The 25,666-nt window shown below is 68.9% G+C and carries 24 protein-coding genes; 12 read left to right on the top strand and 12 right to left on the bottom strand.

The genetic code is table 11. From position 1 onward, the window contains the following. Positions 1 to 11: 11 nt before the first annotated feature. The 6 genes from FBY21_RS18850 to FBY21_RS18825 form a co-directional block, all read right to left on the bottom strand. Complete coding sequence (locus FBY21_RS18850; protein WP_142012905.1) at positions 12 to 1,391, bottom strand: APC family permease; 1,380 nt, start codon at positions 1,389 to 1,391, stop codon at positions 12 to 14. Positions 1,392 to 1,655: 264 nt separating this feature from the next. After that, a complete protein-coding gene (locus FBY21_RS18845; RefSeq protein ID WP_142012903.1) occupies positions 1,656 to 2,699 on the bottom strand; it encodes an extracellular solute-binding protein in 1,044 nt (347 codons plus the stop codon). Positions 2,700 to 2,715: 16 nt separating this feature from the next. After that, entirely contained in the window at positions 2,716 to 3,504 is a 789-nt protein-coding gene (locus FBY21_RS18840) for an ABC transporter permease (RefSeq protein WP_044402266.1), read from the bottom strand. Next, positions 3,501 to 4,412 carry an ABC transporter permease gene (locus tag FBY21_RS18835; protein WP_044402268.1) on the bottom strand — a complete coding sequence of 304 codons (912 nt, stop codon included), beginning with the start codon at positions 4,410 to 4,412 and terminating at the stop codon, positions 3,501 to 3,503. The genes FBY21_RS18840 and FBY21_RS18835 overlap by 4 nt, the downstream gene beginning before the upstream one ends. Next, positions 4,409 to 5,461, bottom strand: coding sequence for an ABC transporter ATP-binding protein (locus FBY21_RS18830; protein ID WP_142012901.1), 1,053 nt, complete (start codon positions 5,459 to 5,461; stop codon positions 4,409 to 4,411). Before FBY21_RS18830 ends, FBY21_RS18835 begins: the two co-directional genes overlap by 4 nt. Positions 5,462 to 5,705: 244 nt before the next feature. After that, the gene (locus tag FBY21_RS18825) at positions 5,706 to 6,716 is read right to left on the bottom strand and encodes an AraC family transcriptional regulator (RefSeq protein ID WP_044402271.1); all 1,011 of its coding nucleotides are present in this window, start codon (positions 6,714 to 6,716) and stop codon (positions 5,706 to 5,708) included. A 132-nt stretch (positions 6,717 to 6,848) separates the two neighbouring features. Here FBY21_RS18825 and FBY21_RS18820 point away from each other — a divergent pair, with 132 nt between their 5' ends. Then, positions 6,849 to 7,772, top strand: coding sequence for an SdiA-regulated domain-containing protein (locus FBY21_RS18820; protein WP_142012899.1), 924 nt, complete (start codon positions 6,849 to 6,851; stop codon positions 7,770 to 7,772). A 37-nt stretch (positions 7,773 to 7,809) separates the two neighbouring features. Here the strand turns inward: FBY21_RS18820 and FBY21_RS18815 are convergent, their stop codons facing one another. Together FBY21_RS18815 and rpiA are read right to left on the bottom strand one after the other, a co-directional pair. After that, positions 7,810 to 9,051, bottom strand: coding sequence for a tetratricopeptide repeat protein (locus FBY21_RS18815; protein WP_142012897.1), 1,242 nt, complete (start codon positions 9,049 to 9,051; stop codon positions 7,810 to 7,812). Between the two features lie 147 nt (positions 9,052 to 9,198). Continuing rightward, positions 9,199 to 9,870 (bottom strand): ribose-5-phosphate isomerase RpiA, encoded by a 672-nt coding sequence (rpiA, locus tag FBY21_RS18810; RefSeq protein ID WP_044402277.1) that lies wholly within the window; start codon positions 9,868 to 9,870, stop codon positions 9,199 to 9,201. 141 nt (positions 9,871 to 10,011) lie between these two features. Here rpiA and ilvA point away from each other — a divergent pair, with 141 nt between their 5' ends. The 4 genes from ilvA to FBY21_RS18790 are packed head-to-tail and all read left to right on the top strand — an operon-like array spanning position 10,012 to position 13,769. Continuing rightward, the gene (gene ilvA / locus FBY21_RS18805; RefSeq protein ID WP_253543752.1) at positions 10,012 to 11,526 is read left to right on the top strand and encodes a threonine ammonia-lyase, biosynthetic; all 1,515 of its coding nucleotides are present in this window, start codon (positions 10,012 to 10,014) and stop codon (positions 11,524 to 11,526) included. A gap of 53 nt (positions 11,527 to 11,579) precedes the next feature. Further along, a complete protein-coding gene (locus tag FBY21_RS18800; protein WP_044402283.1) occupies positions 11,580 to 12,020 on the top strand; it encodes a DUF2269 family protein in 441 nt (146 codons plus the stop codon). A gap of 1 nt (position 12,021) precedes the next feature. Next, positions 12,022 to 13,305 carry an SDR family oxidoreductase gene (locus FBY21_RS18795; RefSeq protein WP_142012892.1) on the top strand — a complete coding sequence of 428 codons (1,284 nt, stop codon included), beginning with the start codon at positions 12,022 to 12,024 and terminating at the stop codon, positions 13,303 to 13,305. Further along, complete coding sequence (locus FBY21_RS18790) at positions 13,302 to 13,769, top strand: DUF2269 family protein (protein WP_044402289.1); 468 nt, start codon at positions 13,302 to 13,304, stop codon at positions 13,767 to 13,769. The genes FBY21_RS18795 and FBY21_RS18790 overlap by 4 nt, the downstream gene beginning before the upstream one ends. Before the next feature lie 27 nt (positions 13,770 to 13,796). Here the strand turns inward: FBY21_RS18790 and FBY21_RS18785 are convergent, their stop codons facing one another. Further along, the gene (locus FBY21_RS18785) at positions 13,797 to 14,450 is read right to left on the bottom strand and encodes an HAD family hydrolase (RefSeq protein ID WP_142012889.1); all 654 of its coding nucleotides are present in this window, start codon (positions 14,448 to 14,450) and stop codon (positions 13,797 to 13,799) included. 144 nt (positions 14,451 to 14,594) lie between these two features. On the opposite strand from FBY21_RS18785, the gene FBY21_RS18780 reads away from it, so the two are divergent. From FBY21_RS18780 to FBY21_RS18770, 3 genes are all read left to right on the top strand, one after another. After that, positions 14,595 to 15,074 carry an RNA pyrophosphohydrolase gene (locus FBY21_RS18780; RefSeq protein WP_044402295.1) on the top strand — a complete coding sequence of 160 codons (480 nt, stop codon included), beginning with the start codon at positions 14,595 to 14,597 and terminating at the stop codon, positions 15,072 to 15,074. Between the two features lie 22 nt (positions 15,075 to 15,096). Next, positions 15,097 to 17,376: a phosphoenolpyruvate--protein phosphotransferase gene (gene ptsP / locus FBY21_RS18775; protein WP_044402299.1), complete on the top strand. Its 2,280-nt coding sequence runs from the start codon at positions 15,097 to 15,099 to the stop codon at positions 17,374 to 17,376. Between the two features lie 76 nt (positions 17,377 to 17,452). Then, positions 17,453 to 18,475, top strand: coding sequence for a sensor domain-containing diguanylate cyclase (locus tag FBY21_RS18770; RefSeq protein WP_142012887.1), 1,023 nt, complete (start codon positions 17,453 to 17,455; stop codon positions 18,473 to 18,475). On the opposite strand, the gene FBY21_RS18765 is transcribed toward FBY21_RS18770, so the two are convergent. After that, a complete protein-coding gene (locus FBY21_RS18765) occupies positions 18,472 to 19,227 on the bottom strand; it encodes an NRDE family protein (protein WP_107328462.1) in 756 nt (251 codons plus the stop codon). The genes FBY21_RS18770 and FBY21_RS18765 overlap by 4 nt on opposite strands. Positions 19,228 to 19,389: 162 nt before the next feature. On the opposite strand from FBY21_RS18765, the gene FBY21_RS18760 reads away from it, so the two are divergent. Genes FBY21_RS18760 through FBY21_RS18745 form a run of 4 tightly spaced genes read left to right on the top strand, consistent with a single transcriptional unit; the run spans position 19,390 to position 22,826 of the window. After that, positions 19,390 to 20,172: a sulfite exporter TauE/SafE family protein gene (locus FBY21_RS18760; RefSeq protein ID WP_074967135.1), complete on the top strand. Its 783-nt coding sequence runs from the start codon at positions 19,390 to 19,392 to the stop codon at positions 20,170 to 20,172. A gap of 9 nt (positions 20,173 to 20,181) precedes the next feature. Next, on the top strand, positions 20,182 to 20,985 hold the full coding sequence (gene lgt, locus FBY21_RS18755) for a prolipoprotein diacylglyceryl transferase (RefSeq protein ID WP_044402306.1): 804 nt from the start codon (positions 20,182 to 20,184) through the stop codon (positions 20,983 to 20,985). Further along, positions 20,982 to 21,776 (top strand): thymidylate synthase, encoded by a 795-nt coding sequence (locus FBY21_RS18750; RefSeq protein WP_142012884.1) that lies wholly within the window; start codon positions 20,982 to 20,984, stop codon positions 21,774 to 21,776. The genes lgt and FBY21_RS18750 overlap by 4 nt, the downstream gene beginning before the upstream one ends. A 51-nt stretch (positions 21,777 to 21,827) precedes the next feature. Then, positions 21,828 to 22,826, top strand: a complete 999-nt coding sequence (locus FBY21_RS18745) for a ribonuclease T2 family protein (protein ID WP_142012882.1) — start codon at positions 21,828 to 21,830, stop codon at positions 22,824 to 22,826. 18 nt (positions 22,827 to 22,844) lie between these two features. Here FBY21_RS18745 and FBY21_RS18740 read toward each other — a convergent pair whose 3' ends face one another. Next, complete coding sequence (locus tag FBY21_RS18740) at positions 22,845 to 24,215, bottom strand: GTPase/DUF3482 domain-containing protein (protein ID WP_174244735.1); 1,371 nt, start codon at positions 24,213 to 24,215, stop codon at positions 22,845 to 22,847. Continuing rightward, positions 24,208 to 25,596, bottom strand: coding sequence for a DUF2868 domain-containing protein (locus FBY21_RS18735; RefSeq protein ID WP_142012878.1), 1,389 nt, complete (start codon positions 25,594 to 25,596; stop codon positions 24,208 to 24,210). Before FBY21_RS18735 ends, FBY21_RS18740 begins: the two co-directional genes overlap by 8 nt. Between the last annotated feature and the right edge of the window lie 70 nt (positions 25,597 to 25,666).

Here is a 25,666-nt window from a genome sequence, read left to right as displayed (position 1 = left end):
CCTCCTTGGGGTCAGTGCTCGGAAAACTGCACCTGCGGCGCCGGACGGCGGAACCCGCGGGTGAAGACGATGAGGTAGATGAAGCCGATGGCGAACCAGGCCAGGCCGAAGACCAGGGTCTGGTGGCTGAGGCTGGTCCACAGCCAGGCGATCAGGCCGAAGCCGATCAGTGGCACCAGCCCGTAGCGGAGCAGGTCGGCCGGGCCGTGGCGCTGGCCGTCCAGCAGGTGGGTGCGGATCACCGCCAGGTTCACCACCGAGAAGGCCACCAGGGCGCCGAAGCTGATCATCGAGGCCAGGGTGCCGAGGTCGATCACCACCGCCAGCAGGGAAATCAGCGACACCAGCAGGATCGCCAGGGTCGGTGTGTGGAAGCGCTGGGACAGGTGCGCGAACACCCGGCGCGGCAGGATGCCGTCGCGGCCCATGCTGTAGAGGATGCGCGACACCGAGGCCTGGGAGGCCAGGGCCGAGCCGGCCGCGCCCGCCACGTAGGCTGCGGTGAAGAAGGCCTGGAGGAAGCCGCCCCCGGCCTTGAGCATCACCTCGGCGGCCGCGGCGTCGGCGTCCTGGAAGTGGCTGCCGGGGAACACCAGCTGGCTGACCATGGCCAGCAGGATGAACAGCACCCCCGCGCCCAGGGTGGTGATCAGGATCGCCCGGGGGATGTCCCTGCGCGGCTCGCGGGCCTCCTCGGCGAGCGTGGACACCGCATCGAAACCGAGGAACGACAGGCAGAGGATCGCCGCGCCCGCCATCACCGGGGCGAAGCCCGCCTGGGAGCCGTCACCCTGCCAGGGCGCCATCCAGTCGATCGGCGCGCCCCCCAGCAGGCGCCAGGCCATGGCCAGGAACACCACCACGAACACCAGCTGGGCGATCACGATCAGGTTGCTCATGCCCGATACCGAGCCGATGCCCAGCAGGTTGAGCACGGTGACCAGGCCGATGGCACCGACCACGAAGACCCAGGCCGGTACTTCGGGGAAAGCGATGTTGAGGAACAGGCCGATCACCAGGTAATTGATCATCGGCAGGAACAGGTAGTCGAGCAGCAGCGACCAGCCGGCGAGAAAGCCGATACCGGGGCCGAAGCTGAGGCTGGCATAGGAGTAGGCCGAGCCGGCCACCGGGTAGCGGCGCACCATGAAGCCGTAGGACAGCGCGGTGAACAGCATCGCCGCCAGGGTCACCACGTAGGCCAGGGCGGTGCGCCCGCCAGTGGTCTCGGTGACCACGCCGTAGGTGGTGAAGACCGTCAGCGGCACCATGTAGACCAGGCCGAAGAAGACCAGGGCCGGCAGCCCGAGGATGCGCCGCAGGCGGGTGCCCTGGGCGCTGTGGACGAAGGCTCCGCTGGCGGAGGCGGTGTCGAGGGTGGACGTGTTCATGGCAGTACCTCGCTGGGCAGCCTGCAGGGCAGGCCGCCAGTCTGGGGAATCGGCGGTTCGGGTCGGGTCCGGGACGATCCGGCGCGTCAGTCGGCGGGCAGTCCGCCGGTCAGCAGGAGGGTGGTGCGGGTCAGGCAAGGCATGGCGGTTTCTCTCTTTCTTCGATGGCCAGCGGGTGCGCCGCATCGGGCAACACCCTCGGGTGCGGCATGCACCGGCCTGTGCATGCCGTGCGGCGACCCGCCGAGGCGGGCCGCTGCGGGATCACTTCTTCAGCTTGGTCCAAACCTTGCTGCGCAGGGACAGCGCCTTGGGCGAGCAGAGCTTGAAGGTCTTCAGGCGGTCCAGCTTGTCCTGCGGGGTGTTGATGGCCGGGTCATCGAACAGCTCCTTCTCCATGAACTGCTCGGAGCCGGCGACGGCGTTGTTGTACTTGGCGAAGTTGGAGGCGGCGGCGATGTTCTCCGGCTGCATCATCCAGTTGATGAAGGCGTGGGCCTCCTCGACGTTGACCGCGTCCTTGGGGATCACCAGGTTGTCGATGAAGACGTGGATGCCTTCCTTCGGATAGACGTAGACCAGGCTGTCGCGCTGGGCATGGGCGCGGTGGTAGGCACCGTTCCACTGCATGTGCATGGCGACTTCGCCGGCGGCCATGCGCTCGATGGTGCCGTCGCTGTTGTACATGGCCAGCAGCGGCTTCTGGCCCAGCAGCAGGTCCTGGATCTTCTTCGCGTCCTTCGGGTCCTCGGTGCACTGGTCGATGGACAGGTAGTGGGACGCGGCGATGTACAGGTCCTCGATGGAGTTCAGCGCCACCACCTTGCCCTTGAGTTCGGCCGGCGGTTCGAAGAAGGGTTTCCAGCTTTCCTCCAGCGCCCCGCCGGGCACCTGCTTGCTGTCGTAGCTGTAGCCGGTGGTGCCCCAGAGGTAGGGCACGCTGTAGTCGTGGGCGGGGTCGAAATCCAGGGTCTGGAAGTTGGGCTTGAGGTTCTTCAGGTTCGGCAGCTTGCTCTTGTCGAATTTCTGCAGCAGACCGTCCTGCACCATGATCTGGATGAAGCTGTCGGAGGGCACCACCACGTCGTAGGCGCCACCGCCGGCCTTCAGCTTGGCCAGCAGGGTCTCGTTGCTGTCGTAGGCGTCCAGGGTGGCCTTGATGCCGGTGTCCTGCTCGAACTTCTTCAACAGCTCCGGCGGGTAGTAGTCGGACCAGTTGGCGAAGTGCAGGGTGCCGGCCGCCTGGGCGGTACCGGCCAGGCCTAGGGTCAGCAGCAGAGACAGGGCGAACGGTGGGGTACGGCTCATGTCGGGCTCCTTGGGCTCAGCGCTTGCGCTGGCCGATGTAGTAGGACAACGCAACGAACGCAATGGAGATCACCAGGATCAGTGAGGAAATGGCATTGATCTTCGGGGAAATGCCCATCCGGATAGAGCTGAAGATGTACACCGGCAGGGTCGTCGAGCCGGCCCCGGCGACGAAGTAGGTGATGACGAAATCGTCCATCGAGATGATGAAGGCCAGCATCGCCCCGGAGAGGATGCCGGGCATCAGCAGGGGGAAGGTCACCTTCCAGAAGGCCTTCCACGGCGAGGCGTAGAGGTCGGCGGCCGCCTCCCCGAGGCGCGGGTCCAGGCCCTCCAGGCGGGCGCGGATCGGCAGGTAGGCGAAGGGGATGCAGAACACCACGTGGGCGATGAGGATGGTGAACAGCGACAGCTTCAGGCCGATGAAGGCGAAGAACATCAGCGTGGCCACCGCAGTGACGATCTCCGGCACCAGCAGCGGCAGGCCCAGTACCCCGCTCATCAGCCCCTGGCCGCGGAAGGTGCGGCCGCGCATGCCCAGGGCTGCCAGGGTCGCCAGGGTGGTGGCGATCAGGGTGGCCAGGCTGGCGACGATCAGCGAATTCTTCGCGGCGCGGACGATCTCCGGGTCATTGGCCACCACCGCGTACCACTTCAGGCTGAAGCTCTCCCAGATGGTCGCCGACTGGCCACCGTTGAAGCTCAGCACCACCAGTACCAGGATCGGCACGTAGAGGAAGGCGAAGAACAGCCAGGCGACGGGGCGCACGCCGGTGAAGCGCCACAGCGGGTTGCGCATGTTCATGGGTGGCCTCCGGCGGCGCCCTTGAAGCGCAGGCTGTAGAGCAGCATGGCCGCCAGCACGAAGCCGAGCAGGGCGAACGACAGGGCGGCACCCAGGGGCCAGTTGTGCGAGGCGCCGAACTGCAGCTGGATGAGGTTGCCGATCATCAGCGACTTACCACCCCCCAGCAGCTCGGGAATGATGTAGTTGCCGAGCGAGGGGATGAACACCAGGATCACCCCGGCCATGATGCCCGGCATGGCCAGCGGCACGATGACCCGGCGCAGGGCGTGGAAGCGGTTGGCACCCAGGTCGAAGGCCGCCTCCACCAGGCGCCAGTCGAGCTTCTCCAGGCTGGTGTAGATGGGCAGCACCATGAACGGCAGGAAGGTGTAGAGCAGGCCGATGATCACCGCCGTGTCCGTGTAGAGGACGCCCAGCACTCCGTCGGTCAGGCCCAGGCCATGCAGGCCGCTGTCCACCAGGCCGCCGTTGCGCAGCAGCAGGATCCAGGCATAGACCCGCACCAGCAGGTTGGTCCAGAACGGCACGGTGACGAGGAACAGCAGCAGGTTGCGCCGGCGTTCGTCCTGCAGGGCCAGGTAGAGCGCCGTGGGGAAGCCGATCAGCAGGCAGCCGGCGGTGGTCATCACCGAGAGCCAGAAGGAGCGCTGGAAGATCTGCAGGTAGTCGGTGTTGAAGGCGAGGCTGTCGTCCAGGTCGCGCTCGTAGAGGAAGTTGATGTACGCCTCCAGCGAGTACTCGCCCCACTTCACGCCGCCGTAGTCGCCCGGCTGCAGGAAGGACACCAGCAGCATGATGCCCAGCGGCAACAGCAGGAACAGCACCAGGCAGAGCATGGCCGGCGACACCAGCGCCAGGCGGCGCCTCAGGTGCCGCGCCTCGGCCAGCACGCGCGGGCTGCTCATCGCGGCAGCACCCGGATGGCGGTGGGCGGGACCTGCACGCGCACGCGGGTGCCGGAGGCCAGGGCATCGCCCGCGCCGTCGCGGTTCTGCCGGCGGACGCGGAAGCCGCTCTGGCCGGCGACCCGCAGCAGGTAGAGGGTGTCGGTGCCGACGTAGACCACGGTTTCCACCTCGCCTTCGAGGTTCCCCGCCGCATCCAGCTCCACCCGCTCCGGGCGGATGGCCAGGGTCACCGGGCCACGGCGTTCGCCTTGCGCAAGACCCAGGCGCTGGCCGTCGCCGAGCAGCAGGCCGCTCTCGCTGGCTTCGGCGTCGAGGAAGTTGGTCTCACCGATGAAGTCGGCCACGGTGCGGTTCACCGGGGCCTCGTAGATTTCGGTGGGCGAGCCCACTTGCAGCACCTGCCCCTTGTTCATCACCGCGATGCGGTCGGACATGGTCAGGGCTTCTTCCTGGTCGTGGGTGACGAAGATGAAGGTGATGCCGGTCTCGTGCTGCAGGCGCTTGAGCTCGATCTGCATCTCCTTGCGCAGCTTCATGTCCAGTGCAGAGAGGGACTCATCCAGCAGCAGCACCTTGGGCTGGCTGGCCAGGGCACGTGCCAGGGCGATGCGCTGTTGCTGGCCGCCGGAGAGCTGGTCGGCGCGGCGCTTGCCCACGTCCGGCAGCTTCACCAGCTGCAGCATGCGTTGCACGGTGGCGTCGATCTCCGCGCGGGGGCGGCCCTGCATCTCCAGGCCGAAGGCGATGTTCTGCGCCACCGTCATGTGCGGGAACAGCGCGTAGCTCTGGAACACGGTGTTGACCGACCGGCGGAAGGGCGGCAGGTCCTGCATTTCCTCGCCATAGAGGCGGATGGCACCGGAGGTGGGTTGCTCGAAGCCGGCGATCAGGCGCAACAGGGTGGTCTTGCCGCAGCCGGAGGGTCCCAGGAGGGTGAAGAACTCGTTGGGGCGGATTTCCAGGGAGACCTCGTCCAGGGCGCGCACGCCGTGCCCCGGGTCGCCGAACTCCATGCACACTCGGTCGATGCTGATCGCGCTGGACATGCTGATCACACGCTCTAAGGGATTGTTCTTATTGGGGTTTGCGGGCGCTGCTGGCCACCCCTGATGGCTTCGATTCTGTCAGCGGCGAGGGAGGGCCAGAACGATAGAAACGGTCAAAAGGGGATAATTCCGGACAACCTGTCGAGGCCTTCTGCACGTCCTACGCGGCGCGCAGGCGAGCGCCCGCCGCTGCGTAGGCAGGCGGTGACGAAATGGGTGGGCGGGCTTTTTCCGAGGGCGTCGGTCAGCGGCGATATTGGCTCGGCGGCTGGCCGCTCCAGCGCTGGAAGGCGTGGCGGAAGCTGGCGGTTTCGGCGTAGCCGAGCTGCTCGGCGATCAGGTAGATCGGCAGGTCCGTCTGCAGCAGCAGGTGGCGGGCCTTCTCGTAGCGCACCTGGTCGAGCAGGCGCTGGTAGCTGGTGTTCATGCGCTGCAGGTGGCGGCGCAGGGTGCGTTCGGAGCGGTGCAGGCGGCGGGCGATGCCGTCGAGGTTGATGTCCTCGGCGAGGTTGTCCTCCAACTGCTCGCGGATCTGCTCCAGCACGTCGTGGCGCTGGGTGAGCTGGGCCGAGAGCCGCTGGCACTGCTGCAGCCCGTGGTGGCAGCTGACCGGGTCGGCCAGGGGCAGCGGGCGGTCCAGCAGGGAGGCGTTGAAGCACAGGGCGGTGTGGGCGGCGCCGAAGTCCACCGGGCAGCCGAGCCGCTCGGTGTAGGCCGCCGCGTGCAGCGGCGGGCGATAGGGCAGCGCCACCCGGCGCGGGCGGATGGCCTCGCCGAGCAGGTCGCGGATCACCGTGAGCAGAGAGGTCAGGCACAGCTCGCTGTTGAACACCATCAGCTCCGGCGCATAGCGGTAGCGTGTGGCCACCAGGCGTGCCTCGGCGCCGTCCTCTTCCAAGGTCAGCTTGAAATAGCTGCCGAGCAGCGCCGAGTGGGTCAGGGCCAGGTTCAGCGCGTCACGCAGGGTGCGGCTGGCGAGCATGGTGTAGCCGAGGATGCCGTAGGCGGAGACGTGCATCCGCAGGCCCAGTGACAGGCCCAGTGCCGGGTCGCGGGTGCAGGCCAGGGCATTGGCGAAGACGCGCAGTTCCTGGGCGTGGTTGATCAGCTTGTCGGGGGTGTCGAGATCGCGGCAGGCGACGCCGCTGCCTTCCAGCAGGCGCGTGCGCGGCACCTCGTCGGCCAATGCCTGGACCGCGAGTGCGACGGTGTGGAGGGTGGTCAGGACCCGTTCGGGTAGCAATGACGCCGCCATGGTTCGTCCCCTTTGGTAACGGTGGGGGCACGGTTCGTGCGCTGTGGTCGGGCATTAAGGTTGGTTTCAGGCTTCACCCTGGCGCACTGCGTTATCCTCGCAGCGCCTCCTGAATCCCCTGAGTCCGTCCCGATGCGCTCCTTCCTGCGTCCCCGTTGGCTGGTTTCCGGCCTGTTGTTCTGTGTGTTCGTGGTGCTGGGCATCGCCGCCCAAGAGTTTCGCCTGTTCGAGCGAGGCTGGTTCAGCTTGCAAGAATGGCGCCACGCCTCGGAATGGCGGGAGCGCTCCATCTGGTTGCCTGACTATCAGGTGACGGTGGAGGCGCGCCCCATCGAGGGGCTGGATGCCGATGTGTCGGCGCTGACCTACGACCCGGAGCGCCACAGCCTGCTCACGGTGACCAACAAGCGTCCGCAGATCATCGAGCTCTCGCTGGACGGCCGCATCGTCCGGCGCATCGACCTGGACGGTTTCGGCGACCCGGAGGCCATCGAATACGTCGCGCCCGGCACCTACGTCATCACCGACGAGCGCCAGCAGCGGCTGATCAAGGTGAAGCTGGACGAGCACACCACCCGCGTCGATGCCGCCGAGTCCCAGCAGCTCTCCCTGGGCATCGGTCTGAACGGCAACAAGGGCTTCGAGGGCCTGGCCTACGACACGGCGGGCCAGCGCCTGTTCGTGGCCAAGGAGCGCGACCCGGTGCGCATCTACGAGATCCACGGCTTCCCCCACACCAACCCGGATAAGCCCTTCGCCGTGCACGTGGTGGATGACCCCGAGCGCGACGCCGGGCTGTTCGTTCGCGACCTGTCGAGCCTGCAATACGACGACCGCAGCGGCCATCTGCTGGCGCTGTCCGACGAGTCGCGGCTGGTGCTGGAAATCAACGCCGACGGCCGCCCCATCAGCACCCTGTCCCTGCTGCGCGGCATGCACGGGCTGAAGGCCAGCGTCCCCCAGGCGGAGGGCGTGGCGATGGATAACGAGGGGAACCTGTACCTGGTGAGCGAGCCGAACCTGTTCTACGTGTTCAGCCGGCCGGCCAGGGATTGAATCCGGGCGCCTCGGGAGAGGCGCCCGGACAGCCCCGTCAGTACCAGGGGCGTTCGACCAGGGGAAGGTCGAGGGATTTGTCGCGGTAGTTCGCCTGGGCGGTCTTGATGTCGCTGCGCAGGGTCTTGGCCTGTTGGACGAGGTCGTTCATTTCTGCCTCCGACGGGCTGTAGCCGGCACCCGCCAGCAGCACCAGGGCCGTTTTGCCGTCCTGGTTGCCATCGGCCAGGGCCACGCTGGCCCAGATGAACGTCTGCTTGAAGTCGCGCTTTAGCAGGTTGAGGGCGGTGGCGTTGCTCTGGCCAAAGGCTGAGCCCGTGCGGGCGTCGGCATCGCACCAGGCCAGCACCTGTTCCGCCTGGGCGGGGTCGCCACGACCCATCTTGCGTTTCAGGGGCGGGGCAAACAGGCGGCAACCCAGTTCGGAAGCGAGTCGATCGCCTTTGGCGGATGTCTCGGCCAGCAGCGCGCGATAGTCGGCCTCGCTGATCAGGGCGCCCTCGCCATCGCCGATGGCGCCGGCCAGGTAGAGCAGCTTCACCCGGGCGTTGCTCTCGGCGTACTGCTCGAATACGGCGCGGCGGCGGGCTTCATCCGCCAGCGCGGGGATGTGGCCGTCGAACAGACCCATGAGGATCGGCGGGTAGCCGTAGGGCCCGTGTTGCGCCAGGTATTCATAGGCCGTAACGACCTTCTCCGGGGCGAGCTTGCCAAGGGTGGGGTTTGCATAGAGGTTGGCCAGCCCCAGGTTGGCGTGCAGGCGGTGGCCTTCCACTGGGTCCTTCTCGGCGACTTCGAGCAGGAGGCGTTCGCCCTGGTCGACGTCCTGGCGGAACGGCGGGTTGCCGTTCAGCAGGGCCAGGCCCAGCAGCAGCTTGGCGGTGTAGGAGCCCTGGCTGGCGCCCTTTTCCAGGAAGTTCTTCGCCTGCTGCACGTCCACCTTCTGGCCGAACTGCGCGTCTTCGACGTAGCGGCTCAGCATGTAGGAGGCGTCGCCGTTGCCGTTGAGGGACGACTGGGTGTAGAGCGCGAAGGCCTTGTTGTAGTCCTGGGCGACGCCGTCGCCACGCTCGTACATCTTGGCCAGCATGTACTGCGCACGGGGCTCCTTGTCTTCGGCAGCGCTCTCCAGCAGCTCATGGGCTTCCTGCAACTGCTGCGCAGCGGTCGTATCGGGGCGGTAGAGGCTGATGGCCTTGTCGGTCTTCTCGATGGGGGTTTCGAAGCAGCCAGTCAGCAGGGCGCACAGCGCCAGGGGGATGAAGGTTTCCTTCTTCATGGCATTCCTTGAGGGGTGGGGGATGTATCGCGGCGCAGAGCCTAACAGAGCCTCAAGACTGATGGCACTTTGATGGTCGATGGCGAGCGTCTGAAGAGGCCGGTGTTGCAGGGCGGGCCCGGCGCGTTGCGCGCCGGGCGCTGTTGGTCAGGCCTTGAGCGTCTTCACGCCTTCGGCGGTGCCGAGCAGCAGCAGGTCGGCCGGGCGGGCGGCGAAGAGGCCGTTGGTGACCACGCCGACGATGGCGTTGATCTGCGCTTCCAGGCCCTTCGGGTCGACGATGGAGAGGTTGTGCACGTCGAGGATGATGTTGCCGTTGTCGGTGACGACACCTTCGCGGTAGACCGGGTCGCCGCCCAGTTTCACCAGTTGGCGGGCCACGTGGCTGCGGGCCATGGGGATGACTTCCACCGGCAGCGGGAAGGCGCCGAGCACCGGCACCAGCTTGCTGGCGTCGGCGATGCAGATGAAGGTGCGTGCCACGGCGGCGACGATCTTCTCGCGGGTCAGTGCGGCACCGCCGCCCTTGATCAGGTTCAGGTGCTCGTCGCTCTCGTCGGCGCCGTCCACGTAGAACTCCAGGGCGTCCACGGTGTTCAGGTCGTAGACCGGGATGCCATGGCCCTTCAGGCGCTGCGCAGTGGCCTCGGAACTGGCGACGGCGCCGTCGAAGGCCATCTTGTGGCGGGCCAGGGCGTCGATGAAGAAGTTGGCGGTGGAGCCGGTGCCGACGCCGATGACGCTTTTGCTGTCGATCAGCGGAAGAATGTGGTCGACGGCGGCCTGGGCGACGGCCTGCTTGAGCTGGTCCTGGTTCATGCGGGGGTCCACGTTGTGAGGGGTATCCGGGGGCGCGCAGTATAGCCGCTCGCCACGGCAAAACCCCGCATCCCGTGTGGTCGGTCGACGGACGCCTGCGGTAGACTCGCAGCTCCCGCCCCGCCCGCCAGTGAAGCCGTGATGCTCGAAGACTACGTCAAGAAGACCCTCACCTCGCGCGTTTATGACGTCGCGGTGGAAACCCCGCTGCAACGCGCGCCACGCCTGACCGAGCGCCTCGGCAACCAGGTGCTGCTCAAGCGCGAGGACCTGCAGCCGGTCTTCTCCTTCAAGATCCGCGGGGCCTACAACAAGCTGGCCCAGCTGTCCGCCGAGGAACTGGCCCGTGGCGTGGTCACCGCCTCGGCCGGCAATCACGCCCAGGGCCTGGCCCTGGCGGCCCGCGAGCTGGGCATCGAAGCCACCATCGTCATGCCGCGCACCACCCCCGAGCTGAAGATCCAGGGCGTGCGCGCCCGGGGCGGCAAGGTGGTGCTGCACGGCGACGCCTTCCCCGAGGCGCTGGCCTACTCGCTGAAGTTGGTGGAGGAGAAGGGCTTCGTCTACATCCACCCCTACGACGACCCCCATGTGATCGCCGGGCAGGGCACCGTGGCGATGGAGATCCTCCGCCAGCACCCGGGGCGCCTGGACGCCATCTTCGTGCCGGTGGGCGGCGGCGGCCTGATCGCCGGCATTGCCGCCTACGTGAAGTACCTGCGCCCCGAGGTGAAGGTGATCGGCGTCGAGCCGGATGACTCCAACTGCCTGCAGGCCGCCATGGCCGCCGGCGAGCGCGTGGTGCTGGGCCAGGTCGGGCTGTTTGCCGATGGCGTGGCGGTGGCGCAGATCGGCCAGCACACCTTCGACATCTGCCGCCATCACGTCGATGAAGTGGTGACCGTCAGCACCGACGAGATCTGCGCGGCGATCAAGGACATCTACGACGACACCCGCTCCATCACCGAGCCCGCTGGTGCCCTGGCCGTGGCGGGCATCAAGCGCTACGTCGAGCGCGAGGGCATCGAGGGCCAGACCCTGGTGGCCATCGACTCCGGCGCCAACATCAACTTCGACCGCCTGCGCCATGTGGCCGAGCGCGCGGAGCTGGGCGAGAAGCGCGAGGCGATCATCGCGGTGACCATTCCCGAGCGCCCGGGCAGCTTCAAGGCGTTCTGCGAGGCCATCGGCAAGCGCCAGATCACCGAGTTCAACTACCGCTACAACACCGACAACGAGGCGCACATCTTCGTCGGCGTGCAGACCCACCCGCTCAACGACCCCCGCGAGGCGCTGGTCAACGGCCTGCGCGAGCAGGGCTTCCCGGTGCTGGACCTGACCGACAACGAGCTGGCCAAGCTGCACATCCGCCACATGGTGGGCGGTCGTGCACCCCGGGTGGAGGACGAGTCGATCTTCCGCTTCGAATTCCCCGAGCGCCCCGGTGCGCTGTTCAACTTCCTCGACAAGCTGGGCGGGCGCTGGAACATCACCCTGTTCCACTACCGCAACCACGGCGCCGCCGACGGCCGCGTGGTGGCGGGGCTGCAGGTACCGGCGGAGGAGCGCCACCTGGTGCCCGAGGCCCTCGCCGCCATCGGCTACCCCTACTGGGACGAAACGGAAAACCCGGCCTACCGGCTGTTCCTCAGCTGAAGCCGCAGACCGGGCGACTACACTGAGCCCGTCGCCCGATTGGAGGAAGGATGATGGACGCTGACCTGCTGCTGGGCCTCAACGGCCTGGCGATCGCCCTGCTGATGGCGGTGGCCCTCCTGCTTTTCTGGTTCGTCCTGCGAGCCTGGCACGGCGCCCTGCCAGGCTGGGCACCGAGCCCGCGCCAGGCCGCGCTGTTCGGCGTGCCGGCCTTGCTGTTGCTGGGCCTCGCTGCGCCCGTGTCCGGCTGGCTGGTGCTGGACCAGCGCGGCATTCCCCTGGGCCTGACTTGGGTACTGGGCAGCAGCCTGCTCTACCTGCTGGCTGGCATCGCCTGGCTGCTGGCCAGTCGCCGCCTGCTGGTGCTGCATGCCGGCCCGGCCGAACTGGCCGCCCCGCGCGGGCGCTTCCTCGGCTTCAGCCTTGGCTATGCCGCCCTGGGCCTGATCCTGCTGCTGGTGATCCTCGGCCTCATCCTCGTGCGGCCGGTCTGACTTGGCGTTCAACCGCATCCTGCTGGTGGGTGCCAGCGGTTTCATCGGCCAGCGTCTGCTGGCCGCTCTCCTTGGTGCGGGCCACAGCCTGGTGGCCACGTCGCGCACCGGCAGCGGGACTCCCTGCCCGGGCGTGGAGTGGCGCGCCCTCGACCTCGAGCGCTTGGCGGACGACCCCGACGGCTTCCCCTGGCCGGCGGGCGTGGACCTGGTGATCAACGCCGCCGGCGCGCTGTTGCCCGATTCCGCACGACTGGAAAGGCTGCAGGCGGATGGGCCCAAGGCTCTCTTCGACCTCGCGGCCCGCCATGGCGCGGCGGTGCTGCAGCTTTCCGCGCTGGGGACGGGTGATCACCCGGATGTGCCCTTCCTGGCCAGCAAGGCGCGGGCGGATGCGCACCTGCTCGGCCTCGGCATACCCGCCGTGGTGCTGCGCCCGTCCCTGGTGCTGGGTGAAGGCGGCGCCAGCAGCGGCTGGCTGGAAGCCCTGGCCTGCCTGCCCGTCGCGCCCCTGCCGGATGTCGGCGCGCGCAGCCGCCCGGTGCATGTGGACGACCTGGCCGGCGCAGTGCTGGCGCTGGTCCTCCACTGGCCGGCACAGCCCTGCGCGGTGCCGCTGGTGGGCCCCGACATCCTTACCCAGGGTGGCCTGCTGGACCTGCTCCGCCGTGTGCGCGGGCGTGGCCCCGGTCGCTGGCTGCGTCTGCCCGGTGCGCTCGCGGCGCTGGGCGCGCGGGCGGCCCGTGGGTTCGGCTGGCGGGCTCTCGACCCTCAACTGATGACCCTGGCACGGCGCGACAACCTCGCCGAGCCGGATGCCCTGGCGGCGCTCTGCGGCTATCGCGCGGTACCCCTGGCCCTGCGCCTGACGGGTGGCTGGCCGCAGCCGGAGCGGGTGATCATCCGCCTGATGCGCCCCGCGATGCTGGCCGTGCTGGCACTGATCTGGCTCGGGACGGCCTTCGTCTGCCTGGGGCCGGGGTACGACTGGGGGCTGCGCATCATGGCCGACATGGGTGTGAACGGCTGGCCGGCGAGCCTGGCGGTGGTCAGCGGTTCGCTGCTGGATGCCGCGCTGGGGCTCGGGCTGCTGGTCCGTCGCTGGCGCGTGCGCGCCTTGCAGGCCCAACTGGGCCTGATGCTGGTCTACACCCTGCTGATCACCCTGCTGCTGCCCCACTACTGGGCCGACCCCTACGCGGCGGTCGGCAAGAACCTGGTGCTCATGGTCGCCACCCTCTGGGTGCTGTGGCTGGAGCCCCCACCACGGACGCCTGCCCGATGAGCCTGTACCTGCTGCTGAAGACCCTGCACATCCTCTCCTCCACCCTGCTGTTCGGCACCGGGCTGGGGTCGGCCTACTACGCCCTGCGGGCCTGGCGCAGCCAACGGCTGGAGGTGATCGCGGTGACCTTCCGCCACCTGGTCACCGCCGATTGGCTGTTCATCGCCACCACGGCGGTGTTCCAGCCCCTCAGCGGGCTGGCGCTGGCGAAGGTGGCGGGCTGGCCGCTGAACCAGTTCTGGATTCTGTGGAGCGTGGGGCTCTACGTATTCGCCGGGCTGTGCTGGCTGCCGGTGGTGTGGCTGCAGATCCGCGTGCGCGACATGGCCGCCCAGGCGCTGGCCGGCGGCCAGGCCCTGCCGGAGCGGGCCTTCCTCTATATGCGCATCTGGTTCGTGCTGGGCTGGCCGGCGTTCATCGCCTTCGTGGCGATCTTCTTCCTGATGGTGGCCAAGCCGCTCTGACGGGCCGCCGGGCGCGGCCCGCGTGGGTCAGCGCAGCGAGATCACTGCCCAGCCACGGGCCTGGGCCTCGGCACGCAGGCGGTCGTCCGGGTCGACGGCCACCGGGCGGCTGACCCGCTCCAGCAGGGGCATGTCGTTCACCGAGTCGCTGTAAAAGCTGGCGTCGTCCAGGCTCAGGCCGTTCTCCGCCAGCCAGCGCTCCAGGCGCACCACCTTGCCTTCGCGGAAGCACGGCACGTCGGTGCTGCGGCCGGTGTAGCGGCCGTCCAGCACCTCGCACTCGGTGGCCAGCAGGTCGTCCACGCCCAGGCGCTCGGCGATCGGGCCGGTGATGAAGCGGTTGGTGGCGGTGATGATCACCAGGCGGTCGCCGGCGGCGCGGTGCTCGGCCAGCAGTGCCTCGCCCTTGGCCAGCAGCATCGGCTCGATGCGGTCGCGCATGAACTCGCGGTGCCAGGTGGCCAACTGCTCCAGGTCGTGGCGGCCGAGGATCTCCTGGCAGAAGTCCTGGTAGGCCTGTACGTCGAGGGTGCCGGCCAGGTAGTCCTGGTAGAAGGCGTCGTTGCGCGCCCGGTAGGTGGAGGCGTCCACCAGGCCGCGTTCGCAGAGGTACTCGCCCCAGGCGTGGTCGCTGTCGCCGCCGAGGAGGGTGTTGTCGAGGTCGAAAAGGGCCAGGCGCACGTCTATCACCTTGCTGGAAGCTGCCGAAGGCCGCGCAGGATACCCCCTTTTCCGGGGGCTGCCCATTGCGTGAAAAGCCCGCATTGCCGCGTTTACAGGCTTTGTGGAACAATGCCGCGACATGCGCAAGCGAGGTTGTCCGCTGTGATCGATCCCGATGGTTTCCGCCCTAATGTCGGCATCATTCTCGCCAATGATGTCGGGCAGGTGCTGTGGGCGCGACGCATCAATCAGGACGCCTGGCAGTTCCCCCAGGGGGGCATCAACCCGCGCGAAACGCCCGAAGAAGCGCTGTTCCGCGAATTGAACGAAGAAGTCGGCCTCGAAGAGCAGGATGTGAAGATCCTGGCATGCACCCGTGGCTGGCTGCGCTATCGTCTGCCGCAGCGCCTGGTGCGCACGCACAGCCAACCGCTGTGCATCGGCCAGAAGCAGAAGTGGTTCCTGTTGCGCCTGAAGTCCGATGAGACCCGGGTGCGCATGGACCTGACCGGCAAGCCCGAGTTCGATGGGTGGCGCTGGGTCAGCTACTGGTACCCGCTTGGACAGGTCGTGACCTTCAAGCGAGAAGTCTATCGTCGCGCCCTCAAGGAACTCGCCCCGCGCCTGCTGGCGCAAGACTGACCCGGAGAAAGGCTACACGGCCATGCTCAATACCCTGCGCAAGATCGTCCAGGAAGTGAACGCCGCCAAGGATCTCAAGGCGGCGCTGGCGATCATCGTGCAGCGGGTGAAGGAGGCCATGGGCAGCCAGGTCTGCTCGGTGTACCTGCTCGACCCCGAGGCCAACCGCTTCGTGCTGATGGCCACCGAGGGTCTCAACAAGCGCTCCATCGGCAAGGTCAGCATGGCCCCCAACGAAGGCCTGGTGGGCCTGGTGGGCACCCGCGAAGAGCCGCTGAACCTCGAGAACGCCGCCGATCACCCCCGCTACCGCTACTTCGCCGAGACCGGCGAGGAGCGCTACGCCTCCTTCCTCGGCGCGCCGATCATCCACCACCGTCGGGTGATGGGCGTGCTGGTGGTGCAGCAGAAGGAGCGTCGCCAGTTCGACGAGGGCGAGGAAGCCTTCCTCGTCACCATGAGCGCCCAGCTCGCGGGCGTCATCGCCCATGCCGAGGCCACCGGCTCCATCCGTGGCCTGGGCCGCCAGGGCAAGGGTATCCAGGAGGCCAAGTTCGTCGGCGTGCCCGGTGCGCCGGGCGCTGCCGTGGGCACCGCCGTGGTGGTGCTGCCGCCGGCCGACCTGGAGGTGGTGCCCGACCGCCCGGTGGATGACATCGAGGCCGAGGTCGCCCGCTTCAAGCAGGCCCTGGAGTCCGTGCGCGAGGACATGCGCCGCCTCTCCAGCAAGCTGGCCAGCCAGTTGCGCCCGGAAGAGCGTGCCCTGTTCGACGTCTACCTGATGATGCTCGACGACGACTCCATCGGCCTGGAAGTGAAGAAGGTCATCCGCTCCGGCCAGTGGGCCCAGGGTGCCCTGCGCCAGGTGGTGATGGAGCACGTCAAGCGCTTCGAGCTGATGGACGACGCCTACCTGCGCGAGCGCGCCTCCGACGTCAAGGACCTCGGCCGCCGCCTGCTCGCCTACCTGCAGGAAGAGCGCAAGCAGAACCTGGTCTACCAGGACAACACCATCCTGGTCAGCGAGGAGCTGTCCCCGGCCATGCTCGGCGAAGTGCCGGAAGGCAAGCTGGTGGGCCTGATCTCCGTGCTCGGTTCCGGCAACTCCCACGTTGCCATCCTGGCCCGGGCCATGGGGATTCCCACGGTCATGGGCGTGGTCGACCTGCCCTATTCCAAGGTCGACGGCATCGAGCTGATCGTCGACGGCTACCACGGCGAAGTCTTCACCAACCCCTCCGAGGAACTGCGCAAGCAGTACGGCGAAGTGGTCGAGGAGGAGCGCCAGCTGGTCAAGGGCCTCGACGCCCTGCGCAGCCTGCCGTGCGAGACCCTCGACGGCCACCGCATGCCGCTGTGGGTCAACACCGGCCTGCTGGCCGACGTGACCCGCGCCCAGGAGCGTGGCGCCGAAGGCGTCGGCCTGTACCGCACCGAAGTGCCGTTCATGATCAACGAGCGCTTCCCCAGCGAGAAGGAGCAGCTCGCCATCTACCGCGAGCAGCTCGCCGCCTTCCACCCGCTGCCGGTGACCATGCGCACCCTGGACATCGGTGGCGACAAGGCGCTGTCCTATTTCCCCATCAAGGAAAGCAACCCCTTCCTTGGCTGGCGCGGCATCCGCGTCACCCTCGACCACCCGGAGATCTTCCTGGTGCAGGTGCGCGCCATGCTCAAGGCCAGCGAAGGCCTGAACAACCTGCGCATCCTGCTGCCGATGATTTCCGGCGTGCAGGAGCTGGAAGAGTCCCTGCACCTGATCCACCGCGCCTGGGGCGAGGTGCGCGACGAGGGCGTGGACATCCCCATGCCGCCGGTCGGCGTGATGATCGAGATCCCCGCCGCCGTGTACCAGACCCGCGAGCTGGCGCGCCAGGTGGACTTCCTCTCGGTCGGCTCCAACGACCTCACCCAGTACCTGCTGGCGGTGGACCGCAACAACCCGCGCGTGGCCGACCTCTACGACTACCTGCACCCCGCCGTGCTCCAGGCGCTGCTCAAGGTGGTCAACGACGCCCATGCCGAAGGCAAGCCCGTCAGCATCTGCGGCGAGATGGCCGGTGACCCGGCGGCCGCCGTGCTGCTGTTGGCCATGGGCTTCGACAGCCTGTCGATGAACGCCACCAACCTGCCCAAGGTGAAATGGCTGCTTCGTCAGCTCAGCCTGAGCAAGGCCCGCGAGCTCCTTGACCAGTTGATGGGCATCGACAACCCTCAAGTCATCCACAGCGCGCTGCACCTCGCCCTGCGCAACCTGGGCCTGGGCCGCGTGATCAACCCGGCCGCGACCATCCAGGCCTGAGCCGCCTCCAGCGGGCGGCTCCGCGTGCCGCCCGACCCGATGCACCGCGCTTGCGGGCATCCAGGAGCTGCCGCTTATGGACGAGCCCTCCGCCACCGACCGCGATGTGGAACGCACCCTGCGCCACGCCCTGGAGATCGTCAGCGACGGCATATGGGACTGGGACATGCGCAGCGGCCACGTCACCCGCAGCCCCGGCTGGTACGCCATGCTCGGCTTCCCCCGCAACAGCCTGCCCGAGGACGTCGACACCTGGGAGAACATCATCCACCCCGACGACCTGCCTCGCGTCATGCAGAGCTTCAACGCCTACCTGGAAGGCCGCTCCGAGGTCTATGAAGAGGAATACCGCTGCCGCTGCCAGGACGGCCGCTACCTGTGGATCAGCGATCACGGGCGCTTCGTCGAGTTCGACGAGGACGGCCAGCCCACCCGCATGATCGGCGCCCACCGGGACGTCCACCAGCGCAAGCTCGCCGAGCTGGAACTGCAGCAGCGCAACCAGGAACTGCTGCGCATCAATGGCGACCTGGAGGCCCTGGTGGCCTGCCGCACCGAGGCCCTGGCCCAGGCCAACCGGGCCCTGGCCGAGCAGGTGGAGGCCGCCATCCGCCTCAGCGAGACCGACCCGCTCACCGGCATCGCCAACCGCCGCTGCTTCGAGACCCGGCTGCAGCGGGAATGGCAGCGCTTCCAGCGGCACCACTGCCCCACCGGCCTGGTGATGCTGGACCTCGATCACTTCAAACGCATCAACGACGAGCACGGCCATGCCGAAGGCGACCGCATCCTCCAGGCCGTGGCCGAGCAGATTCGGGCTGTGTTGCGAGAGGAGGACTGCTTCGCCCGTTGGGGCGGCGAGGAATTCATCCTGCTGCTGCCGGACACCGGCCCCGAGGCCCTGCTGCAGCTGGCCTGGCGTCTGCACCGGCGGATTCCCGAGGCCGGGACGGACCTGCCCCGGCGTCTCAGTGCCAGCTTCGCCGTGGCCAGCCTGGTGGCGGGCGAGGACATCACCGCCCTGCTCAAGCGGCTGGACGACGGCCTCTATCGCGCCAAGCAGCAGCGCGACTGCGTCATCGTCTGCCCGTCGCCCTAGCGGGTGCGCAGGTTCAGGTGCACATCGTCCAGCGGCTTGCCGAACGGGCCGAAGCCGCGCTCCACCACCTCGCGGCTGCCGTCCCCGCGCACGATCAGGGCCGTCGTGGCGCGGGTGCCATAGGTGCGGCTGGCGATGAACACCGGCGACAGCATGCGCTCGGTCTCCAGCCCGACGCCGGTGTCCGGCAGGGTCGCGTCCGAGGCCGGCTGCGGGTCGTGCATGAGGTTGAGCAGGTCCGCCGGGCGCACCACGTCCAGGCACTCGGCCAGGGCAGCCTTGGTCTTGCGCACCTTCGGCCAGGGGGTGTCGAGGTCGGCGTTGGACAGCCCGTAGAGCCCCGCCTCCAGGCGGCGCGGGCCGGGGCCTCGGGAGTGCAGGAACCACAGCTCGTGGCCGTCGCCCACCAGCAGGTTGAAGCCCGCGTAGTCCGCCGCGCGCCGGTGCGCCTCGGCCATGAAGGCCTCCGGAGTCTGGGTGCCGCCGAGGAAGCCCACGCACAGCTCGCCCCGTGAGCGACCGGTGGCCGGATGGCGTGGGTCGCGGATGTTGGTCAGCGCCGCGAAGCGCCCGCCCTGCCCCAGGCCGAGCCAGGTGCCGCCGGCTTCCAGGTCACGCCCGGCATGCAGGCCCGGCACGTCGTGCCAGGCGCCGAGGGCGCGGGTCGGTCGCTCGTAGAACTCGTCGCGATTGGCGGCCAGTACCAAGGGGGTGGCATGTCCTGGGCGCCAGGCGAAGGTGATCAGGCACATGGTGAGGCTCCTTCTCCGTGATCCTCGGCCGAGTCTAGGGGCTGTAGGAAAAGGCGTCGAGAATACCGACGATTCGCGCAGCGGGGCGGGAACGGCCGTCGCCCTGATTGGAGCGGCAAGCGGCCTTCCGTTACCATGCCGCTTTGCTTCCGGGGGTGTCGCTTGGAATTCCTGCTCTACCTGGTGCTCGGCGCCTTCGCCGGGGTGCTGGCCGGCCTGTTCGGCGTCGGCGGCGGCATGATCATCGTGCCGGTGCTGGTGTTCAGCTTCACCGCCCAGGGGTTCGATCCGAGCGTCCTCACCCACCTGGCGGTGGGCACCTCCCTGGCGACCATCATCTTCACCTCGATCAACGCCGTGCGCGAACACCACCGCAAGGGCGCGGTGCGCTGGGCGATCTTCGCCTGGATGACCCTGGGCATCCTGCTCGGCGCCGCCATCGGCGCCTACACCGCCAAGCTGATCCAGGGCCCGATGCTGCAGAAGATCATCGGCTGCTTCGCCATCCTGGTGTCCCTGCAGATGGCCCTCGACTTCAAGCCCAAGGCCAGCCGTGACGTGCCCGGCAAGCCCGGCCTCACCGCCGCCGGCGTGTTCATCGGCTGGGCCTCGGCGATCTTCGGGATTGGCGGCGGCTCCCTCACCGTGCCCTTCCTCAGCTGGCGCAGCGTGCCGATGCAGCAGGCCGTGGCCACCTCCTCCGCCTGCGGCCTGCCGATCGCCATCGCCAGCGCCCTGTCGTTCATGGTGCTGGGCTGGAACCACGAACACCTGCCGCCGCACAGTGTCGGATACGTCTACCTCCCGGCGCTGGTGGGGATCGCCCTCACCAGCATGTTCTTCGCCCGCCTGGGCGCGCGCCTGGCCCACCGGCTGCCCCCGCGCCTGCTCAAGCGCCTGTTTGCCCTGCTGCTGTTCGCGGTCGGGCTGAGTTTTCTGATCTAAGGAGTCGTGATGCTGGCTTATCCCCAGATCGATCCGGTGGCGTTCAGCCTCGGACCCCTGAAAATCCACTGGTACGGGCTCATGTACCTGATCGGCATCGGCGGTGCCTGGTTGCTGGCCTCGCGCCGGCTGGAGCGCTTCGACCCGACCTGGACCAAGGAGAAGCTCTCCGACCTGGTGTTCTGGGTCGCCCTCGGGGTGATCGCCGGCGGGCGCCTGGGCTACGTGCTGTTCTACGACCTGCCCGCCTACCTGGCCAACCCGCTGCTGATCCTCGAAGTCTGGAAAGGCGGCATGTCCTTCCATGGCGGCCTGATCGGCGTGATGCTCGCCACCCTCTGGTTCGGCAAGCGCAACAACAAGAGCTTCTTCCAGCTCATGGACTTCATCGCCCCGCTGGTGCCCATCGGCCTCGGCGCCGGGCGCATCGGCAACTTCATCAACGCCGAGCTGTGGGGCAAGGCCAGCGACGTGCCCTGGGCGATGATCTTCCCCACCGACCCGGCGCACCTGCCGCGCCACCCGTCGCAGCTCTACCAGTTCGCCCTGGAAGGCGTCGCGCTGTTCGTCATCCTCTGGTTCTACTCGCGCAAGCCGCGCCCGACCATGGCGGTTTCCGGGATGTTCGCGCTGTTCTACGGCATCTTCCGCTTCGCCGTGGAGTTCGTCCGCGTACCGGACGCCCAGCTCGGCTACCTGGCCTTCGGCTGGGTCACCATGGGCCAGATCCTCTGCCTGCCGATGATCATCGGCGGCCTCGCACTGATCGTCTGGGCGCACCGTCGTGAAGCCGCCCAAGGAGTCACCCCGTGAAGCAGTACCTCGACCTGATGCGCCTGGTGCGCGAAACCGGCACCTTCAAGAGCGACCGCACCGGCACCGGCACCTACAGCGTGTTCGGCCACCAGATGCGCTTCGACCTGGCCGAGGGCTTCCCCCTGGTGACCACCAAGAAGTGCCACCTGAAGTCCATCATCCACGAGCTGCTGTGGTTCCTGCAGGGCGACACCAACATCCGCTACCTCAAGGAAAACGGTGTCTCCATCTGGGACGAATGGGCTGACGAGAACGGCGACCTGGGCCCGGTCTACGGCTACCAGTGGCGCAGCTGGCCGGCGCCCAACGGTGAATCCATCGACCAGATCGCCAAGCTGATCGAGATGATCCGCAAGAACCCCGACTCGCGCCGCCTGATCGTCTCCGCCTGGAACCCGGCCCTGGTGGACCAGATGGCCCTGCCGCCCTGCCACGCGCTGTTCCAGTTCTACGTGGCCGACGGCAAGCTCAGCTGCCAGCTGTACCAGCGCTCGGCGGACATCTTCCTCGGCGTGCCCTTCAACATCGCCAGCTACGCCCTGTTGACCCTGATGGTGGCCCAAGTCTGCGACCTGGCCCCCGGCGAGTTCATCTGGACCGGCGGTGACTGCCACCTGTACGCCAACCACATCGAGCAGACCGACCTGCAGCTCACCCGCGAGCCGCTGCCGCTGCCCACCATGAAGCTCAACCCCGAGGTGAAGGACCTGCTGGCCTTCAAGTTCGAGGACTTCGAACTGGTCGGCTACCAGGCCCACCCGCACATCAAGGCCCCGGTCGCCGTCTGACCCCCCGGCCGGGGCGCCCGCCCCGGCCCGCCTGCTCCAGGACAGCCCGCCATGAACGCCCCGCTCGCCGCCCTGCTCACCGGCCTCGTCGGCCTCTGGACCCTCGCCGCCCATGCCGAGCCCGCCCAGGGCGGCTTCGTCGCCTCGCAGCGTTGCGAGGCCTACCAGTCGATCCGCAAGCGCAGCAACCCCGATGGCGCCACCCTGCAACCGGGGCAGCGCTACCGGGTGGTGGAGGTCAACAAGCGGGACTACGACTGGCTGCGGGTGCGCTTGCCGGACAACGCCACGCCGCTGCGCTGGGTGCCGGTCGGCTGCGGCCAGGTGGAAGACCTCAGCCTTGGCGCCCGCCAGGGCACCGGGAATGCCGCCCAGGGCGGGGTCTGCAACGTGCCGGGCCAGCATGACGGCTACGTCCTTGCCGCCACCTGGCAGCCCGGCTTCTGCGAGCACGTCGCCTACAAGGGGCGCAAGCCGGAGTGCGACGCCCTGGCCAGCGGTGACCTGCAACTGAACCACCTCACCCTCCACGGCCTCTGGCCCAACCGCCAGGCCTGCGGCACCCGCTACGGGCACTGCGCAGGGCCGGCGCTGGTGCTGGACGAAAGCACCCGCGCGACCCTGCGGCCGTGGATGCCCAACGTCGGCTACGGCGACGACTTCAGCCGCTACCAGTGGGAGAAGCACGGCACCTGCCAGACCGACATGGACGCCAACGCCTACTTCCGCCGCGCCGCCGAGCTGGTGCGTCAGCTGGATGCCACCCGCGCCGGGCAGTACATCGCCAGCAACGTCGGCGGCGCCATCTCCCAGGCCGCGTTCTACCAGAAGGTCAGTGAGGAGTTCGGCAACCCCCGGGCCGGCAACAACTTCCTGCTGGTGTGCACCCGGGGCGGCTATCTGCAAGAGGTGCGGGTGAGCCTGCCCCGCGCGCTCAAACCCGCCGACAGCCTGGTGGGGGTGATGGATGGCCAGTTCGCCGAGCGCCGTCCCGGTGACCGCAATGCCTGCCGGGACGATCGCGTTCTCATCGAGGCCCCGGGCCTCTAGCCGCCCACGCCAACGTTCTTAAGCGGCCAGTTCGGCTGCCAGGCGCTCCAGCTCGGCCTGGCGCTCGGCCTGCTCCAGCTCCGCGCCGGGGTTCAGCGAGGACCATTCCGGGTGGGCCCGCGCCTTGCCCAGGGCGGCAGGCAGCTTGCCCTGGCGCCATTGCTCGTCCGCCGGCGCGTCCACGCGAATCGCTTCGAGCGCCGCATGGCCGCGCAGCTCCAGTGCCCGCAGCAGTTCCATCTGGCGCAGCGCCAGGAGCCGCAGTATGCCGTCGTCCACCGTCAGTTCGCGATGCCCGCGCAGCTTGCCCAGCAGGCGCTGGCCGTAATGCCCGACCGTCTGCCAGGCGCCGCCGGCCAGTGCGCCGATGGCGGCCGCAGCCCCCAGGGTCAGCCCGCCCACCAGCAGGTCCACCCCGGCACCGGCCGCCGCGCCTGCGGCCACGCCGCTGCCCAGGCGCACGCCGAGCTGGCGCAGGGTTTCCGGGTTGAACAGGTCATCACCCCAGCGCCCGTCCAGCAGCGGCAGGTCGCTGGCGGCGGCATCCTCCCGGCTGAAGGCGTACAGCCGCAGCAGGGCTTCCACGCAACGCTGCTCGCGCTGGCGCACCTGCTGGCGCAAGGCTTCGGTGGCAGCCTGCAGGGCCTCGGCCTCGGTGGCCACGCTGCGGCGGCAGGCCGCCACGTCCAGCAGCAGCTCGGCCACCAGGCGCTCACCGGCCTGGCGGCGCAGGTGGCGCTGGGCCTGCTGGTCGTCCACCAGCCGCTGCAGTTGCGGGCGGCCCCGCTCCAGCAGCAGGGCCAGGCTGTCGTAGAGGCGCGGCTCGCCGTCCAGCGGCGGCGCCACGCTGTCGAAGCGCACCAGGGCGTGCAGGCCCAGCCGGGCCAGGGCCTCGCGCCAGGGCTCGCCGCGCTGGTCGTGGCCGGCCACGAAGTTCAGCACCGGCAGCAGCGGCCGGCCGCACATGGCCAGCACCGCCAGCTCGTCGCGGTACTTGGCCAGCACCGGCTCGCGGGCGTCGATGACGTACAGGCCGGCGTCGGAGGCCATCAGCTGGCGCAGCACCTTGGCTTCCTGCTCGAAGCGCTGGCGCGCCTCGGCGCTGTCGAGGAAGCGCGCCAGGCGGGCCGGGCCGTCCAGCCGCTCGCCGGGGCGGTCCAGGCGCTCCAGGTAGTCCAGCAGGGCGATGGCGTCCTCCAGGCCGGGGGTGTCGTACAGCTCCAGCAGTGGCTGACCGTCGACGGATAGCCGCGCGCCCTCGACATGGCGGGTGGTGCTGGGGCGGTGGGAGACCTCGCCAAAGCTGCGGTCCCGCAGCAGGGTGCGCAGCAGCGAGGTCTTGCCGACGTTGGTGTGGCCGACCACGGCCAGGCGCAGGGGCTCAGTCATGGCCATGCTCCAGCCAGTGGAAGGGAGCGCTGTCGGCGTGGCGCAGGCCCTGGCGGTCGAGGGCCTGGTGCCATTCCTCCAGGCGCCGGCTGTCCAGCGCCTCGCCGGCCGGGGCCGGCAGCAGCCAGACCCGGGCCTCGACGGTGCTGCGCGCCAGTTCGCCGATCAGCGCCAGGGTGCCCCGGTCCGGCGAGCGGCGCGGGTCGCAGGCGATCGCCAGGCGCTGGGGCGGGAAGCGGCTGAGCTGGTCCAGCAGGCGCTGGCGCTGCTCGCGGCTGTCCAGCACCCCGGCGTCGTCCACGCCCTTGGGCAGCGCGGGCGGCCAGGGGCGGCTGTCGTCCAGTTCGATCCCCACCAGCAGGGCACCCGCCCCTTCGAAGGGCAGTGTGGCCTCGGTCATCGGCCCTTGGGGACCGGGGTCGGCGTCCACCACGCCCAGGCGTTGGCTGGCCGGGTTGAGGCGTTCGCGCAGCAGGGCATAGCCGGGCAGGCCGGGCTCAACCGCCAGCCAGGCGCGGCCACGGCTCCAGCGCCATAGGCACAGCAGCATCAGGCCCAGGCGCGGCAGCAGGCCGTAGACCAGGGTGACCCCCAGCAGCCAGCCGGACCAGGCCTGGCGGGGCGCGGCGTCGGCGAGCATGTCGCTGCTGGCGCGGATGGTGTCGCTGTCCGGCAGGCTGAAGCCGAGCAGCGCCGGCAGGGCGCCGAGGCCCTGGGTGAGGGCGACGAAGGTGTCGCTGCCGAGCAGCGTGGTTTCCCAGACGAAGCCATAGCGGCGGGTGGAAAGCAGGGCCAGCAGGGTCAGCAGCGCGGTGCCCAGCACCAGCGTCCAGAAACCATGGACCAGCACGCCCAGGCCCCAGCGCGTCAGGCGGCGGCGCTGCAGCATCACCAGCAGCGCCGGGCCCAGCTGGGCGGCCGCGGCATCCCGCGAGAGGCGTGCGCACAGCCACCACCACAGGCGGCCGAGGGCGCTGGCGTGGCCGCCGGCCAGGATGCCCAGGCTCCAGCCCAGCAGGGTCAGCAGGTGCAGGCCGAGCAGCCCGCCCAGGGCCCAGAACACGTTGACCGGGCGCTGCCCGTCGCCCAGGGCCGCTGCCGCCAGGGTGGCGCCGCTGGCCAGGGCCAGCAGCACCAGGGCCCAGGCCGCCAGGCGGGCGCCTTGCAGCCAGTGGACGAGGGCGCCGAGCTGGCCGTCGCGCTGGGCGAGGAACAGCGCACGGGCCTGGATGCGCTGGGCGAGGTCGCCCTCGCCGGCGTTGGCGCGGCGGTTGGCTTCGCTGTCCTCCAGCGGGCCGGCGTGCTCTTCGCGCAGGCGGATCGCTTCGGTGAGCCAGAGGCGTTGCAGATCGGTGAGGGTGGGGTTCGCGGAGTCGGTCACGCGGCTTCTCTTCCCATGGGACGAGGCAGAAGCATAACCGCTGATGCCAGGGGTGGTGCAGCGGGCGGCC

The organism is Pseudomonas sp. SLBN-26 (genome assembly GCF_006715895.1).
Classification (GTDB): domain Bacteria; phylum Pseudomonadota; class Gammaproteobacteria; order Pseudomonadales; family Pseudomonadaceae; genus Metapseudomonas; species Metapseudomonas otitidis.
Note: the sequence above shows the minus strand (reverse complement) of the source record. Positions and strands in the feature narration are given on the sequence as shown.

Excerpts from the sequence above, each read along its gene's own strand:
- FBY21_RS18850 (WP_142012905.1), bottom strand. The coding sequence starts at position 1,391 with ATGAACACGTCCACCCTCGACACCGCCTCCGCCAGCGGAGCCTTCGTC.
- FBY21_RS18845 (WP_142012903.1), bottom strand. The coding sequence starts at position 2,699 with ATGAGCCGTACCCCACCGTTCGCCCTGTCTCTGCTGCTGACCCTAGGC.
- FBY21_RS18840 (WP_044402266.1), bottom strand. The coding sequence starts at position 3,504 with ATGAACATGCGCAACCCGCTGTGGCGCTTCACCGGCGTGCGCCCCGTC.
- FBY21_RS18835 (WP_044402268.1), bottom strand. The coding sequence starts at position 4,412 with ATGAGCAGCCCGCGCGTGCTGGCCGAGGCGCGGCACCTGAGGCGCCGC.
- FBY21_RS18830 (WP_142012901.1), bottom strand. The coding sequence starts at position 5,461 with ATGTCCAGCGCGATCAGCATCGACCGAGTGTGCATGGAGTTCGGCGAC.
- FBY21_RS18825 (WP_044402271.1), bottom strand. The coding sequence starts at position 6,716 with ATGGCGGCGTCATTGCTACCCGAACGGGTCCTGACCACCCTCCACACC.
- FBY21_RS18820 (WP_142012899.1), top strand. The coding sequence starts at position 6,849 with ATGCGCTCCTTCCTGCGTCCCCGTTGGCTGGTTTCCGGCCTGTTGTTC.
- FBY21_RS18815 (WP_142012897.1), bottom strand. The coding sequence starts at position 9,051 with ATGAAGAAGGAAACCTTCATCCCCCTGGCGCTGTGCGCCCTGCTGACT.
- rpiA (WP_044402277.1), bottom strand. The coding sequence starts at position 9,870 with ATGAACCAGGACCAGCTCAAGCAGGCCGTCGCCCAGGCCGCCGTCGAC.
- ilvA (WP_253543752.1), top strand. The coding sequence starts at position 10,012 with ATGCTCGAAGACTACGTCAAGAAGACCCTCACCTCGCGCGTTTATGAC.
- FBY21_RS18800 (WP_044402283.1), top strand. The coding sequence starts at position 11,580 with ATGGACGCTGACCTGCTGCTGGGCCTCAACGGCCTGGCGATCGCCCTG.
- FBY21_RS18790 (WP_044402289.1), top strand. The coding sequence starts at position 13,302 with ATGAGCCTGTACCTGCTGCTGAAGACCCTGCACATCCTCTCCTCCACC.
- ptsP (WP_044402299.1), top strand. The coding sequence starts at position 15,097 with ATGCTCAATACCCTGCGCAAGATCGTCCAGGAAGTGAACGCCGCCAAG.
- FBY21_RS18770 (WP_142012887.1), top strand. The coding sequence starts at position 17,453 with ATGGACGAGCCCTCCGCCACCGACCGCGATGTGGAACGCACCCTGCGC.
- FBY21_RS18765 (WP_107328462.1), bottom strand. The coding sequence starts at position 19,227 with ATGTGCCTGATCACCTTCGCCTGGCGCCCAGGACATGCCACCCCCTTG.
- lgt (WP_044402306.1), top strand. The coding sequence starts at position 20,182 with ATGCTGGCTTATCCCCAGATCGATCCGGTGGCGTTCAGCCTCGGACCC.
- FBY21_RS18745 (WP_142012882.1), top strand. The coding sequence starts at position 21,828 with ATGAACGCCCCGCTCGCCGCCCTGCTCACCGGCCTCGTCGGCCTCTGG.
- FBY21_RS18740 (WP_174244735.1), bottom strand. The coding sequence starts at position 24,215 with ATGACTGAGCCCCTGCGCCTGGCCGTGGTCGGCCACACCAACGTCGGC.